At 57.5% G+C, this 16,008-nt stretch carries 13 protein-coding genes; 6 read left to right on the top strand and 7 right to left on the bottom strand.

What is annotated here, in order from left to right:
* Window positions 1–18: 18 nt before the first annotated feature.
* Entirely contained in the window at window positions 19–765 is a 747-nt protein-coding gene (locus ACYQ15_RS14570; RefSeq protein WP_459938232.1) for a DUF2231 domain-containing protein, read from the bottom strand.
* A gap of 229 nt (window positions 766–994) precedes the next feature.
* Window positions 995–1,354, bottom strand: a complete 360-nt coding sequence (locus tag ACYQ15_RS14565) for a hypothetical protein (RefSeq protein WP_459938231.1) — start codon at window positions 1,352–1,354, stop codon at window positions 995–997.
* Window positions 1,355–1,686: 332 nt separating this feature from the next.
* Between ACYQ15_RS14565 and ACYQ15_RS14560 the strand changes: the two genes are divergently transcribed.
* On the top strand, window positions 1,687–2,616 hold the full coding sequence (locus ACYQ15_RS14560) for a hypothetical protein (protein ID WP_459938230.1): 930 nt from the start codon (window positions 1,687–1,689) through the stop codon (window positions 2,614–2,616).
* A 443-nt stretch (window positions 2,617–3,059) separates the two neighbouring features.
* Here ACYQ15_RS14560 and ACYQ15_RS14555 read toward each other — a convergent pair whose 3' ends face one another.
* The 4 genes from ACYQ15_RS14555 to tkt form a co-directional block, all read right to left on the bottom strand.
* Window positions 3,060–4,289 carry an MFS transporter gene (locus ACYQ15_RS14555; protein WP_459938229.1) on the bottom strand — a complete coding sequence of 410 codons (1,230 nt, stop codon included), beginning with the start codon at window positions 4,287–4,289 and terminating at the stop codon, window positions 3,060–3,062.
* Between the two features lie 97 nt (window positions 4,290–4,386).
* The gene (gene gap, locus ACYQ15_RS14550; protein WP_459938228.1) at window positions 4,387–5,391 is read right to left on the bottom strand and encodes a type I glyceraldehyde-3-phosphate dehydrogenase; all 1,005 of its coding nucleotides are present in this window, start codon (window positions 5,389–5,391) and stop codon (window positions 4,387–4,389) included.
* 74 nt (window positions 5,392–5,465) lie between these two features.
* A complete protein-coding gene (gene fba / locus ACYQ15_RS14545; protein WP_459938227.1) occupies window positions 5,466–6,530 on the bottom strand; it encodes a class II fructose-bisphosphate aldolase in 1,065 nt (354 codons plus the stop codon).
* A 274-nt stretch (window positions 6,531–6,804) separates the two neighbouring features.
* Complete coding sequence (tkt, locus tag ACYQ15_RS14540) at window positions 6,805–8,802, bottom strand: transketolase (protein WP_459938226.1); 1,998 nt, start codon at window positions 8,800–8,802, stop codon at window positions 6,805–6,807.
* A 274-nt stretch (window positions 8,803–9,076) separates the two neighbouring features.
* Here tkt and glpX point away from each other — a divergent pair, with 274 nt between their 5' ends.
* The gene (gene glpX, locus ACYQ15_RS14535) at window positions 9,077–10,069 is read left to right on the top strand and encodes a class II fructose-bisphosphatase (protein WP_459938225.1); all 993 of its coding nucleotides are present in this window, start codon (window positions 9,077–9,079) and stop codon (window positions 10,067–10,069) included.
* A gap of 320 nt (window positions 10,070–10,389) precedes the next feature.
* On the top strand, window positions 10,390–11,061 hold the full coding sequence (gene rpe / locus ACYQ15_RS14530) for a ribulose-phosphate 3-epimerase (RefSeq protein ID WP_459938224.1): 672 nt from the start codon (window positions 10,390–10,392) through the stop codon (window positions 11,059–11,061).
* Window positions 11,062–11,148: 87 nt separating this feature from the next.
* On the opposite strand, the gene bamJ is transcribed toward rpe, so the two are convergent.
* Window positions 11,149–11,928: a BamJ family beta-barrel-assembly machinery protein gene (gene bamJ, locus ACYQ15_RS14525; RefSeq protein WP_459938223.1), complete on the bottom strand. Its 780-nt coding sequence runs from the start codon at window positions 11,926–11,928 to the stop codon at window positions 11,149–11,151.
* 776 nt (window positions 11,929–12,704) lie between these two features.
* Here bamJ and ACYQ15_RS14520 point away from each other — a divergent pair.
* The 3 genes from ACYQ15_RS14520 (at window position 12,705) to ACYQ15_RS14510 (ending at window position 16,000) form a co-directional block, all read left to right on the top strand.
* Entirely contained in the window at window positions 12,705–13,859 is a 1,155-nt protein-coding gene (locus ACYQ15_RS14520; protein WP_459938222.1) for an ABC transporter substrate-binding protein, read from the top strand.
* Window positions 13,860–13,957: 98 nt separating this feature from the next.
* Window positions 13,958–14,845: a branched-chain amino acid ABC transporter permease gene (locus ACYQ15_RS14515; protein WP_459938221.1), complete on the top strand. Its 888-nt coding sequence runs from the start codon at window positions 13,958–13,960 to the stop codon at window positions 14,843–14,845.
* A gap of 102 nt (window positions 14,846–14,947) precedes the next feature.
* On the top strand, window positions 14,948–16,000 hold the full coding sequence (locus ACYQ15_RS14510) for a branched-chain amino acid ABC transporter permease (RefSeq protein WP_459938220.1): 1,053 nt from the start codon (window positions 14,948–14,950) through the stop codon (window positions 15,998–16,000).
* Window positions 16,001–16,008 lie beyond the last annotated feature (8 nt).

Below are 16,008 nucleotides of genomic sequence, written 5' to 3'. Positions count from 1 at the left end.
CCGCCCCTCGCCATGAGCCTACTCTGCGCCTTTATCCCGATGGACCGTGGTGGGAAAGACCATCTGGCCGCCCAGGTAGCCAAGCCCCATGACCAGCACAGCCAGAAGCAGGACAAGGAGGCTGTACGTCCAGCCGAAGAAGGAATACCTGACAAGATCCGCGGCACGAAGGATGATCGCAGCGACTCCTGCTCCCAGCAAAACCATGGCCAGGCGGATCTTCCAGCGGACCAGCGATGGCTTCTTGAAACGGTAGTTGATCCATAACGTCAAAAAGCCGGTGCCCATCGCTGCTGCCGCGGACAGCACGCCCAGGACGAGCATGACGAAGGCGAAGACCTCGAAGTTCAGACCGAGGTCCGGTCCGAAAGCGAAATGCAACAACAGGAACAGCAGGGCCGTGGTCAGATAGGCCGTAGGGTAATGCACGGTGATGGGATGGGGATGGCGGCGCAACATGGGGAAATAGCGCAACAGGGGCTTCATGAAGCCCGGCATGTCCCTGCTGCGCTGCTCCGGCTTCAAAACTCCCACTTCCTTGACCCGCTTGCTTGCGAAAACCTCGGCGAAATGCGGCGCGGCAGCCAGCTGATCCGTCAGGTCGACGCCGGACAGATGCATGTGCATGTGCGATCCGTTCCTCCACAAAGGACTGTCGGTCAGATCGTATACCGTCCCCTCAAAAACGACGTACACAGGCCGGCCTTCCTGCCCGTCTCCCTTGCGCACCTCTTCGAGCGTGAACTGGCGGGTTGCTTTAGACATGGCTTCTTCCTTCGACGTAACGACTCTGCTCATCCAGGAAAAGTCGGACTGGATACCGACCTTCGCCGGTATGACTTGATTTGGAAAGGACGTGGCATGATACGTCATTCCGGCGAAAGCCGGAATCCAGCTCTGGCAAGTGACCATAGAGTATGTGCTGAATAGTTACCCTTCGACAAGCAATGACGCGTTCAGGATGTTCATGGGCCGCACAATCGGCCTTGGACTATCAGATTTGCGGCTCAGCCAAGCTGCGGAACTCAAATTCCTTCCGCCAACCGCGGACCCAATCCGAATCCTCTTCCGCCAATCCTTGGTCCTCACCGCGCAGCTTTCGTTCCTCAACGTTTCTTTTGTTTTTCGCTTCAATGGCAAGCTGCTGCAGCTTTGTCTGAAATTCCTCATCCTTTTCCAAGGGGATCGTCTCCTGGGCATAGGCTTCGATGATCAGAAGGTGCTTGCGAACACACATCTCACTTTCCGTTTCACAAGGACAATCCTGGTCTGTAAGATGGCTCTGCAACAAAAGCATTTCTTTCAAGAGCTGTTCATACTGCCACTTCAGAATGGGTGTTAGGGCTTCCGTCATAAGTTACCTCTCTGTGGTGATTGATTGGAGCCTGGCCAAGGATGGCAGGTTCCGTGAAGGATGGGGTGACTCCTTTCGTCATCAATAAGAATGCCAAAAACAGTTTAATAATATCCATCCGGCAATACTACCATAATTTGAATTACGCCGAGTCAGGAGCACATACAACCTGGACCCCAAGAATTAATTCTTAAGATTTAAGAGTCAGGTCCAGGTCAAGATCTCCAAAGACATGGTTGGGCTTGGACATGACACATCAATTGAGTATGGTCTCAATGCCATTCATTAAAAGATCAGATTGAGATAACCTTCACAGGATCATCGGCTACTTCATGAGAATACCCATTACCCAACTTGCAGCCGTATTGAGAACCATGCTCCACCAGGGCATGCGCCTGGATGAATCCACGGTCAAGAACATGCTCCAGGTCCTGGCTGCCCAGGATGCTGAGGAGCTGGTGTTGAGATTGACGGATCACGAGGATGCCGAGGCATGGTCCATGCGTGATCTGGCGCTCTTCCCGGATCATGAGTTTGCACTTGCCGTGGAGGTCTGGCTGCTGGAGCAGGAAGCGCGGCTTGGGGAACTGCCGGCGGCGAATCACCAGGAACGTAACGACCTGGCGGCGATGCTGGATCAGGCTGTTCTCACCCTGCGCCTCCCGGACCAAAGCAGTGTTCAACTCGTGCTGGATACAGAGGATGCATACCGCTTCGTGACTCGCCTGAATTTGCAAAAGACAATTCCTTCGACAATCAAAACCTATCTTGCTGAATTGCGGGAGCCTGACAATGCCGATCTTGTTCCAGCTGTCCGCCTGGCGTGCAGACAGGCTCGCCTGACATGGACCACGGCGAACGAGACGTTCATCCTGAACCTGTTGCAGGGCTGTTTTGCCGCCGATGAAAATGACGCGCTACGTCGCCAAACCCTGGATCTGGTACGGTGGAGCCTGCTATTTCTGGAGCATGCCGGTGAAGACATTCCGGGCGCCCTGGCCCGCCGGCGCGATGAACTGCTCAGGAATCTTGATCAGGCGGAGGAGATGGAGAAAATCCGGAAGAAGTATAATTTTGAAACCCGGCGAATGCTGGGCATCGTGGAGCAGCACCTGGAAGAGAGCGCGCTACAAGATGAGCTGGCCCTGGTGGAACTGGTCGCCCGCGCAACCGGCGGCTTTCCGCCGCAATACCAGGTCATTCGGCGAAATCTCGGAGAAGCACGTAAATTGGAGGACATTCAGGATCTCATGGGCGGCTGAATCGGCTCAGCATTGATTCATTGAAATCGGGGTACGGGATCAATGTTTTTCTGTAACTGTTCAGCATGCTGCTGCCCTGCGGACTTTGGCATCGCAGTCGAGGTCGGTATCGGGATCGGGATCGCAGGCGGAGCCATGCATAGGTCTTCTCAACATTTTTCGAAACCGATTCCGACCCCGACACCGACCCAGATGTCGGAGGCAGATCGCACATCATGTGCTGAATAGTTACATTTTTCGTAACTATTCAGTTCATCCGGAGGGTGGTCATTTACCTGCACTGGATTCCGGCTTTCGCCGGAATGACTTATCGTGGCAAGCTGCATCTATACAGTCATACCGGCGAACGCCGGTATCCAGATCTTTTTCGCGGATTTTGCTGAATAGATACCATTTTTCTTTTCCTGGGATAGCCGCCTCCTGTCGGCGGCCCCAGGATGCAGTCACCGCTCGATTACCGCACCCATGCGCGCGGACAGGGAGGCCAGACCTGCCAGAACCGCCAATCCCAGGGCCAGAGTGGCGATAGTTACGTCCCTGTCCAGAAAATATCCCATTAATATCGGCGAAATCGATGTCGCGACCACCATGATGGATTGATTCATGGAGCGAATCGCGCCCAGGTGCAGAACACCGTACCGCTCCGCCCAGATCGTGCCCCCGGCCGTTGCGGCCAGTCCATGGGTGGCCCCCACCAAACCCAGATAGGCATACAAAACCATGCTTCCCGGCACCAAGGCCAGAAGCACCAGACCAGTGATGATTGGGATCAGTGCCACGGGCAGGGCGCGTCCGGCGCCCAGTCGGTCCACCAGCGGTCCGGCAGTGAAAAGCGCCCCGAAATGGCAGAGCGCATAGAAGGAAAATCCCGCACCCAGCATTTCCAAAGACCAGCCACGCTCGGCGGCAAAGGCCGTCTGGTGAAAAAACAAGGCGGTTACGGCAAACGGGGTGAACAGCGTTGCCGGCAAAATAAGGTAGAAGCCGGGGTCCCGCAAAACTTCCCGCCGATTGAAGCGACTGCGATCCGGTCCGGGCTTGGAACCCGCTGGATTTTTCCCGGCAAGTTCCTGTGGCGGCGGCGCATTGCGGGAGAGCGACACCAAAGCAGGCAGAACCAGGAGGCAGAGAAACACCGCGCCAGCCAGCCAGGGCATTCGCCAGTTGCTCCAGACAACCAGGAGTGCCGCGGCTGCCGGAAGCACGGCCTCGGCCAACGGGAACCCCATGGCGGCCAGGGCCACAGCCCTGCCGCGGTGGACCGGAAAATATCTGGCCGCGGTGGTCATCCCGACGTGGGAGATCATGCCCTGTCCGCCGAAGCGGATGCAGATGAAACCCAGTCCCAGGATCAGAACACCTGGAGCGAAACCGATCAGCAGGCAGCCGCCCGCCAGGATGAAGACGGCCAAGGCCGTGATCCTTGGCAGGGACCAGGTATCCACCAGTCCGCCGAACCGGAGCAACAGGAACGCGCTGCAGAGGGTGGCCGCGCTATACAGGCTGCCGTAGGCGGTATGTGACAAGTCGAAGGCGTGGCGGATATCAGCGCCGAAAATGGACACGAAGAAGGTCTGCCCGAAGCCGGATGCCGCGGTGGCTCCCAGGGCAAAGAATGCCAGACGGGGATTGGACGCCATGAAGGCCGGAAGTCGATGATGCAGCGGTTTCATCGAAAAATCGTACCTCCAAAGCAAAAAAACGACAAACGCCGCCCAGCCCTCAGGCTGCGCGGCGTTGTTCATGGCGGCGACGCTTTTCAGCGTGAACTCAGGTCAGGTCCTTGGCCACCATCTTTGTCAGACGCAGCAGTTGGTTGCAAAATCCGGATTCATTGTCGTACCAGATGATGACCTTGGCCATCCTGTCCCGCAGAACCGTGGTGCACGGCCCGTCCACGACTCCGCCGTAGGTGCTGCCGTTGAAGTCGATGGAAACCAGCGGCTCCTCGGTGTAGCCCAGAACATTCAGCAGTGGGCCTTCGGCGGCTTCACGAAAGGCCTGGTTCACGGTTTGGGCGTCGGCGTCCCTGGTCAATTCGACCACCAGGTCCACCAGGGAAACATTGGGCGTGGGTACCCGCACGGCCATGCCATCCAGACGGCCCTCCAATTCCGGCAGAACCTGGGTCACGGCCCGGGCCGCGCCGGTAGTGGTGGGCAGCATGGACATGGCCGCGGCCCGGCCCCGTCGCAAATCCTTGTGCGACCCGTCCAGGATGCGCTGGCTCATGGTGTAGGAGTGAATGGTGGTCATCAGGCCGTGCTCGAAGCCGAACCGGTCGTTCAGCACCTTGGCCACCGGCGCCAGACAGTTGGTGGTGCAGGAAGCATTGGAGACGATGTGGTGCTCTCCCGCCTGATAAGACTGGTCATTGACACCCATGACCACGGTCAGATCTGGATCTTTTCCCGGAGCGGCGATGAGCACTTTTTTTGCCCCGCGATCCAGGTGCTGCTGGCAGGGCTCCCGTGACGTGAACTTTCCCGTGGTTTCCAGAACGATATCCACCCCAAGGTCTTTCCAGATCCATTCACCGGCCTGTTTCCGGGTTACCGCGACCTGTTTGCCGGCCAGCTCAAAACCCTTGTCGTTGGCCTCGGCCGCTTCGCCCAACCGACCATGAACCGAGTCGTATTTGAGCAGGTGCACCAGGGCAGAGTTCTCGGCCCGTGCATTTACGGCAACCAAAGTGACTTCGGGATCCGCGGCCAACAGGCGGGTCATGTACCGGCCAATTCGGCCGAACCCGTTAATTCCGATGCGAACAGACATGGTGTTCTCCCTTTGAGAAGATGATTATGTAAATGACAACCTACCTGACGTTTGAAATCTCCTTCACAACCCGGCTATTTGATCTGGTGGGTCAGCTCACCTTTGGCGTATCGAACTTCCATGACCTCCATGGACACAGGCCTGATCTTCGAGGCGTAGCCGGAAGTACCGAACGCCTTGAACCGCTCCAGACAAATGCCTTTCATCGCATCCATGGAAACCTTGAGATACTTTCTGGGGTCGAAGTCCTTGGGCTTCGTGGCCAGGTGCCGGCGAATGGCGCCGGTGGCGGCCAGGCGCAGATCCGTATCAATGTTGATCTTGCGCACGCCGAACTTGATGCCCTGCTGGATTTCCTCCACCGGAACCCCATAGGTCTGGCCCAGATCGCCGCCGTATTCGTTGACGGTGGCCAGCCAGTCCTGGGGAACGGAGGATGAGCCGTGCATCACCAGGTGCGTGTTCGGGATGCGCTCGTGAATCTCCTTGATCCGGCTGATGGCCAGGACTTCGCCGCTGGGCGGCCGGGTGAACTTGTAGGCCCCGTGGCTGGTGCCGATGGCAATGGCCAGGGCGTCCACTCCGGTCTTTTTCACGAAATCAGCCGCCTGCTCCGGGTCCGTGAGCATCTGCTCGCGGGTCAACTTGCCTTCAGCGCCCACGCCGTCTTCCTTGCCGGCAATGCCGGTTTCCAGAGACCCCAGAACGCCCAGTTCGCCTTCCACGGAAACTCCGCAGGCATGGGCCATTTCCACTACCTTGGCCGTGATCTCCACATTGTACTCGTAGGTCGCGGGAGTCTTGGCGTCCTCCATCAGGGATCCGTCCATCATCACCGAGGAAAAGCCGGCCTGGATGGACCGGGCGCAGACCGCCGGAGACGCGCCGTGATCCTGGTGCAGACACAGAGGGATATGCGGCCATTCCTCCATCGCCGCCTGGATCAGGTGGCGGATGAACACGGACCCGGCATATTTGCGAGCGCCGGCTGAACTCTGCAGAATCACCGGGCTGTCGGTTTCATTGGCCGCGAGCATGATGGCCTGCACCTGCTCCATGTTGTTCACGTTGAACGCGGGGACCCCGTACCCATGTTCCGCCGCGTGGTCCAAAAGTTGTCGTAAGGTAATCATTGCCATGGGAACCTCCAAGTTTAATCGAATAAAATCATTTATGTTTATCTTCCCAGGAGATAACTACTCAGCAGACTCTGATGAATGACAGAAACTGGTCCGGTTTGCCTTGATTTTGTGGTCTCGCATGTCTGACTGAGCCTGGATTCGTTCATCGAACCATTGCCGGGCGCTTGGAGCACCAAATGTTGTTTGTTCATGCAATGGTTCGATGTTACGAAGCCGGCGAAGGAGTTTGCGAGGCCGCAAAATCAAGGCAAGCCGGACCTCGGCTGAGTAGTTACCCCAGAAGCTGCTCCAGGCGCTGGGCAGCGGCCTCGGGAGTAAAGTTGAAATGCTTGAACAGCTGGTTGCCGGGAGCGGATTCGCCAAAACGCCGCATGCCCAGCACATCCCCGTCCTGTCCCACCAGATGCCGCCAGGATTCGGGCACCCCGGCCTCCACGGCCAGCCGGACGCCGACTTCCCGGGGCAGGACGGACTGACGGTACTCCTGATCCTGAGCGTCGAAAAGCTCGATGCAGGGTATGGACACGACGCGGACTTTCAGGCCCTTGGCGGACAACAGGTTGGCCGCTTCGACCGCGACGTCCACTTCCGATCCGGAAGCCATGATGATCGCCTGGGGGATACTGTCGCAATCCTTCAAAACGTACCCGCCGCGCCGAATGTTCGCCATGGCCTGTTCGTCGCGCTCCTGATGGGCCAGATTTTGTCTTGAGAGAATCAAGGCCGTGGGACCGTCGTGGCGCTGCAACGCCTCGGCCCAGGCCGACGAGGTCTCCACGGCGTCGCAGGGCCGCCAGACCCTCAGATTCGGGATCAGGCGCAGTGAGGCAGTGTGTTCGATGGGCTGGTGCGTCGGGCCATCCTCGCCGACTCCGATGGAATCGTGGGTCAAGACATGGATGGAGCGCAACCCCATCATCGCGGCCATGCGCAGGGCATTGCGGGAATAGTCGGAAAAGACGAGGAACGTGCCGCCGAAGGGGATGAACCCGCCGTGGGCCGCAATCCCGTTCATGATCGCGGCCATCCCGAATTCGCGTACACCGTAGAAGACATAGTCGCCGTTCCATACGGTCTTGGCCAGGGGCTTCGCGCCGGACCATTTGGTCAGGTTGGACGCCGCCAGGTCGGCGGAACCGCCCAGAAGCTCGGGCAGGACAGGGGTAAAGTGCTCGATGGCCTTTTGGGAGGCCTTGCGCGTGGCCAGCTTCTCCGCGGCCGCGGCAGTCGTACGCACGAATTTCTGAGCAGTTTGCATGAACCCTTCAGGCAGTTCCCCGGCCATTCTCCGGGTGAACTCCGCGGCCAGCTCCGGGTAGGCGGCGGAGTATTCCCGGAATTTTGCGTTCCAGGCATCCTCCAGTTCCTTGCCTCGCTGCCGGGCATCCCAGCCTGATTTGATTTGCTCCGGAATATCAAATGGCGCATGAGGCCAGTCCAGATTCTGCCGCGCAGCCGCGATCTCGGCATCCCCCAGAGGTGCGCCATGACAATGCTCGGTGCCGCAGACATTGGGTGCGCCAAAGCCGATGACGGTTTTGCAGCAGATCAGTGAGGGGCGATCGTTTTCGGCCCTGGCTTCAAGTATGGCCCGCCGCACGGCCTCTCCGTCATGTCCGTCCACGTTGCGCACCACATGCCAGCCGTACGCCTCGAATCTGGCCGGGGTGTCGTCCGCGAACCAGCCGCCGATATTGCCGTCAATGGAAATTTGGTTGTCGTCGTAAAACGCCGTCAGTTTGCCCAAGCCCAATGTTCCGGCCAGGGAACAGACCTCGTGGGAAATGCCTTCCATCAGACAGCCGTCTCCGAGGAAGACATAGGTAGAATGGTTCACGATGTCGAAATCGTCCCTGTTGAAATGCGCCGCGAGAACCCGTTCGGCCATGGCCATGCCCACGGCGTTGCCCAGTCCCTGACCCAGCGGCCCCGTAGTCGTTTCCACGCCGGGCGTGATCCCGCGTTCCGGATGCCCGGGAGTTTTTGATGCCAGTTGCCGAAAATTCTTGATGTCCTCGATGGTCAGATCGTAGCCGGACAAATGCAACAGGGCGTACAGCAGGATCGAACCGTGTCCGTTGGACAAGACAAAGCGATCCCGATCAGCCCATTGGGGGTTGGCCGGGTTGTGACGCAAAAAATCGTTCCACAAAACCTCGGCAATATCGGCCATGCCCAGTGGGGCTCCCGGATGCCCGGAATGGGCTTTCTGAATGGCGTCCATGCTCAATGCACGAACGGCATTGGCCAACTTTCTGCGCTGAGACATATCTACTCCTTGATACGTATGAAGGCATGAAGAGAAAAAAGAACGAAGAGGATCCATCACTCTATTATCACCCGGAGTGGGTTCAGCATCCCCGAACCGGTTTTTGGTAGCACCGGTTCATGGTCAAGCGCAATATGCAAGTCTGCCCAAACAAGCTTTGCCATCTTCGGACATGACGGATACAAGCAGATCACTCGGTTCGGCGGCCTTGAACGGGCTGACGACCGCATGCAATTCATTGTCCCCATGAAACCTCGATCCAAGGAGATTTCTCATGTCCCAGGAAACCCCGCAACGCAACCTTGCCCTTGACCTTGTCCGTGTAACCGAAGCCGCTGCTCTGGCCTCTTCCCGGTGGCTGGGCAAAGGCGACAAGGAACGCGGGGACTTTGCGGCCGTGGAGGCCATGCGTCTCAGTTTCAGCGCCATTGACATCAAGGGCACCGTGGTCATCGGAGAAGGCGAAAAGGATGAGGCGCCGATGCTTTATAACGGTGAAAAACTGGGAACCGGCAACGGTCCGGAGGTAGACGTCGCGGTTGATCCGGTGGAAGGAACCCGGCTGCTGGCCTTTGGCCGTCCCAACGCCATTGCCGTTGTCGCGCTGGCTCCCCGAGGAACCATGTACAACCCCGGTCCCGCGTTTTACATGAAAAAGATGGCCGTGCCCTCCGAGGCAAAATACCAGGTGGACATCAAGGCGCCTGTGGCGGAGAATCTGCGTCGCGTCGCCAAGGCTCTAGGGAAGTCAGTGGATGACATGGTGGTCTTTGTCCTGGACAAGCCGCGTCATGCCGGCCTGATCAGGGAAATCCGCGAGGCCGGGGCACGCATCCAGCTGCACACGGACGGCGACGTGGCCGGAGCGTTGATGGCCATTACGCCGGGGGGCGAGGTGGACATGATGATTGGAACCGGAGGCACCCCGGAGGGCATCCTTGCCGCCGTGGCAATTCGGATCATGGGCGGAGAAATGCAGTGCATGCTCGATCCGCAGTCCGACGCCGAGCGTGAGAGCGTGCAGCAAGCCGGATACAACCCCGAACGGGTCCTGACCGTGGATGATCTGGTCAAAAGCGACGACGTCTTTTTCGCGGCAACCGGCATTTCCGGCGGAACGTTTCTCAAAGGCGTGGAATTTACCGGCAAGGGCGCCGTGACCCATTCCATGGTCATGCGCGGCAAGACGGGCACGTTCCGGCTGATCGAGGCGCAGCATTCCTTTTCCAAGTTGATGCGCATCAGTTCCATTGAATACGGAAAGTAGAACGTAACTACTCAGCAGTTGAAGCAGGGATGGTCCGGGTTGCTTTGATTTTGCGGTCTCGCCTGTTTGACTGAGCCGGGATTCGTTCACCGAACCATTGCCGGACTCCTGGAGCACGAGTGTTGTTTATTCACGCAATGGTTCGGTCTTACGAAGCCGGCGAAGGATTTGGCGAGGCCGCAAAATCAAAGCAACTCGGACCTCAGCTGAGTAGTTACAGTGGAACATCCTCGCGGCAGCACGACCCGCTCATGTTTATTGTTTTGCAATGCTGCGTCGGCCTCGGCCGTACCAGCTGACAGCGACCAGGAGGAACACTAATGTCCCGCAATGAAAACATCATTCTCGCACCGTCATTACTGTCTTCGGATTTCAGCCGCATCGGAGAGGAGCTTGTCGCCCTGGAACGGGCCGGCCTGCAATGGGTGCACTGGGATGTCATGGACGGCGCCTTTGTTCCGAACATCACCTTTGGGCCGCCGGTGATCAAGGCCTGCCGCAAAAAGAGCAGCCTGTTCTTCGACGTGCACCTGATGATCGAAAACCCGGATCGCTACCTGGCGGACTTTGTGGACGCCGGAGCAAACCTGCTCTGCGTTCATGCGGAGGCCTGCGTCCACCTGGAACGTACCGTTTCCGAAATCGCCCGCCTGGGCGCCAAACCCGGCGTAGCCCTGAATCCGCATACACCCCTTGACGTGGTGGAGTACCTGCTGCCCCAGCTGGAGATGGTTTTAGTCATGAGCGTCAATCCCGGTTTCGGCGGCCAGAAGTTCATTCCCTTCAGCACAAAAAAAATCAAGCGCCTGCGGGCCTTGATCGAGGAACAGGGGTTGACCACCAACATCCAGGTGGACGGCGGCGTTACGCCGGAGAACGTCCGCGAGCTTGCGCAGTGCGGCGCAAACATTTTCGTCTCCGGCTCGGCCTTCTTTGGTTTTCCCCCCTACGACAAGCGCCTGGAAACGTTCATGCAGGCCGTGAATTTATAAGGGGATCTTTTGAATGAACAGAAAAAGCCCTCATCCGGTCGGATGAGGGCTCTTTTATTTTTATGTCCATCACGTGGAGGGTTTCAATTATTCTACGGAAGCTGTTCCTTCAACATTGTTCGCCTGGATGACGTCCAGCAATTCGATCTCAAAAATAAGGGTGGAGTTGGGCTGGATGATCGGACCGGCCTGTTGCGGACCGTAGGCCATATCCGGCGGAATGACCACTTCCCATTTCGAACCCTGGGGCATCATCTGCAGAATTTCGGTCCATCCGGGGATCACGCCCTGAAGGGGAAAGGTGGCCGGCTCGCCGCGTTCCACCGAACTGTCGAAAACGGTTCCATCCACGAGTGTGCCCGTATAGTGCACGGTAACGATATCTTCGGTGGTGGGAATTTGTCCGTCGCCTTCGGTTATGACCCGGTATAGAATGCCGCTTTCAGTGGCTTGAACTCCTTCCTGCTCCTGGAACTCTTCCATGAATGCACGGCCCTCTTCGAGGTTTTCAGCCGACTGGCGTTGAATCATTTCCATCTGACGCTGCATCAATTCCTGCTGCAGGGCCATCAGCACCTCTTGCTGCTCCGCCTGGGTCATCAGCGGTTCGCCGCCCAGCCCCAAGCCGTCACGCAGGCCCTGTGCCAGTGCATCAGCGTCCACTTCCAGATCGCCTTGGGAAATGTTCGTCCCGATATCCAGCCCGATGGCGTAACTGGTCTTCTGGACTTGAGTGTCCAGCTGCTGAACCGTCCGCGGGCCATTCCCGGCCTGCGGCGCCGGTGCCGGCTGCTGGCCGCAGCCCAGGACCATCAGGCTCAGGCCGATGCTCAAACATGACGCGATGGTCATTTTGCGGAAACTCATAAGAACTCCTTATCCATTTAAGAAGGTTGACGTAAAATCTTATCATAGAGCACGAAAAAAATGTTGTCCATGCATCAAAAAAACGCTAAGGCGACCTGATCTTGGCAAATGTTTCCCGGTTTGATGTCTGATTTACAGCAGATCCTGCCGCGCAAGCACCTTGATATATCGCAACCACTCAGCCGAGGTCCTGCTTGCCTTGATTTTGCGGGCCCGCAAGCTCCTTCGCCGGCTTCGTAACCTCGAACCATTGCGTGAATATACATCTTTTGGTGTTCCAAGCGCCCGGCAATGGTTCGTGAACGAATTCTGGCTCAGTCAGATCTGCGAAACCGCAAAATCAAGGCAAGCAGGACCAGTTTCAGTCATTCATCAGAATCTGCTGTGTAGTTACAATGTATCAAGGAATGTCAGCTTGTTATCCATCATCTGTTCAAAGCACGTATCCCTCGTGATCAGCATGCTTTTGCGCTCCCGACTTGCGAAGACCCAACTTCTCAAAAATACGACAATTATTGCAATAAACTACGGCTTTCCTTGAAATTTCAATTGACACACTTGTTTTTTTCATGGCAATAGCTCTTTTGGTCCATGAAGTGTCTTGAATATGGTAATGGCCTTGTCCCGTTGACTGAACGCTCCGACAACTTTTCGGACGCATCCGGTCCCGGTGAAGCCATACAAGGCCTTTTCTCGCCGGAACACCTCCTAAGTGGCCCTGCGGTATTTCGTTTTTTTATTGAACACCAATAACAACATCAACGTGGAGGAAAGCAATGAGTGCAAAAAGTTGGATGAAGACCATCACGGCCGCCTGCTTGCTGGTACTTGTTTGTTCCCCGGCCTGGGCGCAAAGAATCAAGATCGCCGTGGCCGCCCCTTTGACCGGCCCCGCTGCTTCGTACGGGGAAAACATTAGATCCGGCGTGGAGACCAAAGTCGAGGAAATCAACGCCGCGGGCGGCATCAATGGTACGATGATCGAGATCGCCTACTTTGACGAACTGTGCGAACCCCGTGAAGCCGCCGTTGTCGCTCCCCGCATTGTCGGCGACAGAGACATCGTCGGTGTTGTCGGCCACGTCTGCTCTTCCGCTCACCTGGCTGCGCTGCCCACCTATGTCCGCATGGGCATGCCCGTCATCTCTCCCACGGCCACCAACGTGACCATCAGCCAGCAGAACAGGGACAACCAGGGCCGGGTATGGTCCTTCCGCAACGTGTACCTGGACGACTACCAGGGCAAGTTCCTGGCCAACTACGTCAAGGACATTCTCGGCCTGGAAAAGATCGCCGTGTTCTTCGAAAACAACGACTACGGCATCGGCCTGAAAAACGCGTTCGTGGCTGAAGCCAAGAACATCGGCCTGACCGTTGTCGGCGAGGAAGGCTACGTGAAAGGCGCCACGGACTTTACTCCTCAGCTGACCAGCCTGCGCCGGCACTCACCTGACGGACTGTTCATCTCCGGTTACTACAACGAAGGAGCCTTGATCGCCGCACAGGCCGCCAATCTGGGCATGGACGTGGTCAAGTTCGGCGCGGACGGCCTGGACAACGTGGACTACATCAACCTGGCCGGAGCAGCCGCGAACAACACCTACATGACGGTTCCCTTCCTGGCCGACGCAGCTCCGGAACAGGCCCAGGACTTCATCAGGAAGTTCGAGGAAAAATATCAGCGCGACCTGGACTGGATGAGCGCCAACGCCTATGACGCAACCGGCAAGTTCATCGCCGCCGTGACTGCCGTGGGTACTGACCGGGCAGCAATCCGTGACTATCTGGCCGGTATCAATTCCTACGAAAATGCGTACATTGGCATCACCGGAGCGACCTATTTCAATGAAATCGGCGATCCGGAGAAAAGCGCCTTCGTGAAAATGGTCAAGGACGGCCAGTTCGTCGCCGCTCCGAAGCAGATGCAATAAGCTAATACCTCAGTAATCACACCGAAACAGGCTGGGCCGCTCCCAGCCTGTTTCGGTTTCATGCAGTCCCTCTCATTTTCCGGCAGGAGATCCCCCCTTTGCTTGAACAACAACTCATCAACGGTTTGACCCTGGGCCTGATTTATGCCCTGATCGCCGTCGGCTATACCATGGTCTACGGCGTCATCCAGCTCATCAATTTCGCCCACGGTGAAATCTACATGCTCGGGGCCTTTTTTTGCGTGACCTTCATCACCATGGTCGGGCTTCCCTTTTACGTGGCCATTCTCATGGCCGTGATCTGCTGCATGCTCTGCGGCATCCTGCTGGACATCATCGCCTACCGTCCTCTGCGCAAGGCCCCGCGTCTGGCCGCCCTGATCACGGCCATCGGCATGTCCATATTTCTCCAGAATGTGGCCCTGATCATCTGGGGCAGCCGTTCCAGGCCCTTTCCGCAAATGGCCGTTCCGGACTACCTCAAGGCGAAAGCCCTGGTCATGGGCGATATCAGCCTGACCTGGCTCCAGTTGTTCATTTTCGCCGTGGCCATCGTGATGATGATCAGCCTCTATCTGACCATCAACAAGACCCGCATCGGCACGGCCATGCGCGCCTTGGCCCAGAACAAGACCGCCGCCTCTCTGATGGGCATCAACGTCAATTACGTAATTTCCTTCACCTTCGCCCTGGGTTCGGCCATGGGTGCGGTGGCCGGAATCCTGGTTTCCGTTTACTACAACACTCTCTATCCCACCATGGGCTACACCGCAGGCGTCAAGGCCTTTGCCGCGGCCGTGCTCGGCGGAATCGGTTCGGTGCCCGGCGCCATGATCGGCGGCGTGGTTCTGGGCGTGGCCGAAGCTCTGGGCGCGGGCTATATCTCCTCGCTCTACCGCGACGGCGTGGCCTACGCCGTGATGATCGCGGTGATCATCTTCCGGCCTTCGGGAATTCTTGGGCGCTCCGTGGTGGACAAGGCCTGACGCTGAAGAAGAATTTGAAATCTCAAATTTGAAATTTGAAATTATTCGTTCAACAAATTACCCCTTTGAAACCTGATAACGCTCTCTCAACGGAACCATATCGTGAATTTTGGAAAATCCCTTACCCTGCTGATCGTCGCCGCGGTATTGACCTATCCCATCGTTCCGCAGTCCAGCGACTATATCATTCATGTCATGACCCTGGCCATGGTCTACATGATTCTGGCCATGGGCCTGAACATCGTTCCGGGTTTCTGCGGTCTCCTGGACCTCGGCTATGTCGGCTTCTACGGCATCGGCGCCTATACAGCCGGTTTGCTGACCATTCATTACGGTCTGTCCTTCTGGGTCATCGTGCCCCTGGCTGCCCTCAACGGAGCCTTGTGGGGGGCGCTGCTGGGCGCACCGACCTTGCGCCTGACCGGGGACTATTTCGCCATCGTCACCTTCGGGTTCTCCGAGCTGGTGGTGCTCTTCCTGACCAACGAAATCTGGCTGACCAGAGGCCCCTTGGGTCTTCCTGGAATCCAGCCCATCACCGTGAACCTGACCTGGCTGAACGAAGCCTGGTACTTCCAGTTCTACGACAAGACCCCCAATTTCTACGTCGCGGCCCTGATGGTCGGACTTGTGTTCTTCATCATGCGCCGCATGGAGGATTCCCGCCTGGGCCGGGCCTGGTACGCCATCCGGGAGGACCCCCTGGCCGCTGCCAGTTGCGGGGTGAACATTCTCAACTACAAGGTCATCGCTTTTGCCATTTCCGCGGCCATCGGCGCGGTGGGCGGATGCTTCTACGCCCGCTGGTCCATGTTTCTCTCTCCGGACATGTTCAAGTTCTGGGAATCCTTCCTGGTATTGTGCATGGTTGTGCTCGGCGGTCTGGGCAATATCAAGGGCGCCCTGATCGGCGCGGTGATCCTGGTCAGCCTGGGCGAGGTGCTGCGGGAAGTGCTGACTTCATTCGGTCTGCCTCCCGAGACCCGCTTCATGGCCTATGGTCTGATCATGGTCCTGATCATGCGTTTCAAGCCCGCGGGCTTTTTCCCGGCCATCGCGTCCAGCGGGCGTTCCAATCCGCTGCTGTTGGACCTGCAGAAACGATACGTCAAACGCTCCGCGGTCAAGGAAGATCCCAGTGACACCGTTGCTTAAGATCGACT

The sequence above is a fragment of the Desulfonatronum parangueonense genome (genome assembly GCF_054656975.1).
Note: the sequence above shows the minus strand (reverse complement) of the source record. Positions and strands in the feature narration are given on the sequence as shown.

What these genes read in the sequence shown, in the direction of transcription:
- fba (WP_459938227.1), bottom strand. Translation starts at nt 6,530, where the DNA reads ATGGCAATGATTACCTTACGACAACTTTTGGACCACGCGGCGGAACAT.
- bamJ (WP_459938223.1), bottom strand. Translation starts at nt 11,928, where the DNA reads ATGAGTTTCCGCAAAATGACCATCGCGTCATGTTTGAGCATCGGCCTG.
- rpe (WP_459938224.1), top strand. Translation starts at nt 10,390, where the DNA reads ATGTCCCGCAATGAAAACATCATTCTCGCACCGTCATTACTGTCTTCG.
- glpX (WP_459938225.1), top strand. Translation starts at nt 9,077, where the DNA reads ATGTCCCAGGAAACCCCGCAACGCAACCTTGCCCTTGACCTTGTCCGT.
- ACYQ15_RS14560 (WP_459938230.1), top strand. Translation starts at nt 1,687, where the DNA reads ATGAGAATACCCATTACCCAACTTGCAGCCGTATTGAGAACCATGCTC.
- ACYQ15_RS14520 (WP_459938222.1), top strand. Translation starts at nt 12,705, where the DNA reads ATGAGTGCAAAAAGTTGGATGAAGACCATCACGGCCGCCTGCTTGCTG.
- ACYQ15_RS14570 (WP_459938232.1), bottom strand. Translation starts at nt 765, where the DNA reads ATGTCTAAAGCAACCCGCCAGTTCACGCTCGAAGAGGTGCGCAAGGGA.
- ACYQ15_RS14555 (WP_459938229.1), bottom strand. Translation starts at nt 4,289, where the DNA reads ATGAAACCGCTGCATCATCGACTTCCGGCCTTCATGGCGTCCAATCCC.
- ACYQ15_RS14565 (WP_459938231.1), bottom strand. Translation starts at nt 1,354, where the DNA reads ATGACGGAAGCCCTAACACCCATTCTGAAGTGGCAGTATGAACAGCTC.
- tkt (WP_459938226.1), bottom strand. Translation starts at nt 8,802, where the DNA reads ATGTCTCAGCGCAGAAAGTTGGCCAATGCCGTTCGTGCATTGAGCATG.
- gap (WP_459938228.1), bottom strand. Translation starts at nt 5,391, where the DNA reads ATGTCTGTTCGCATCGGAATTAACGGGTTCGGCCGAATTGGCCGGTAC.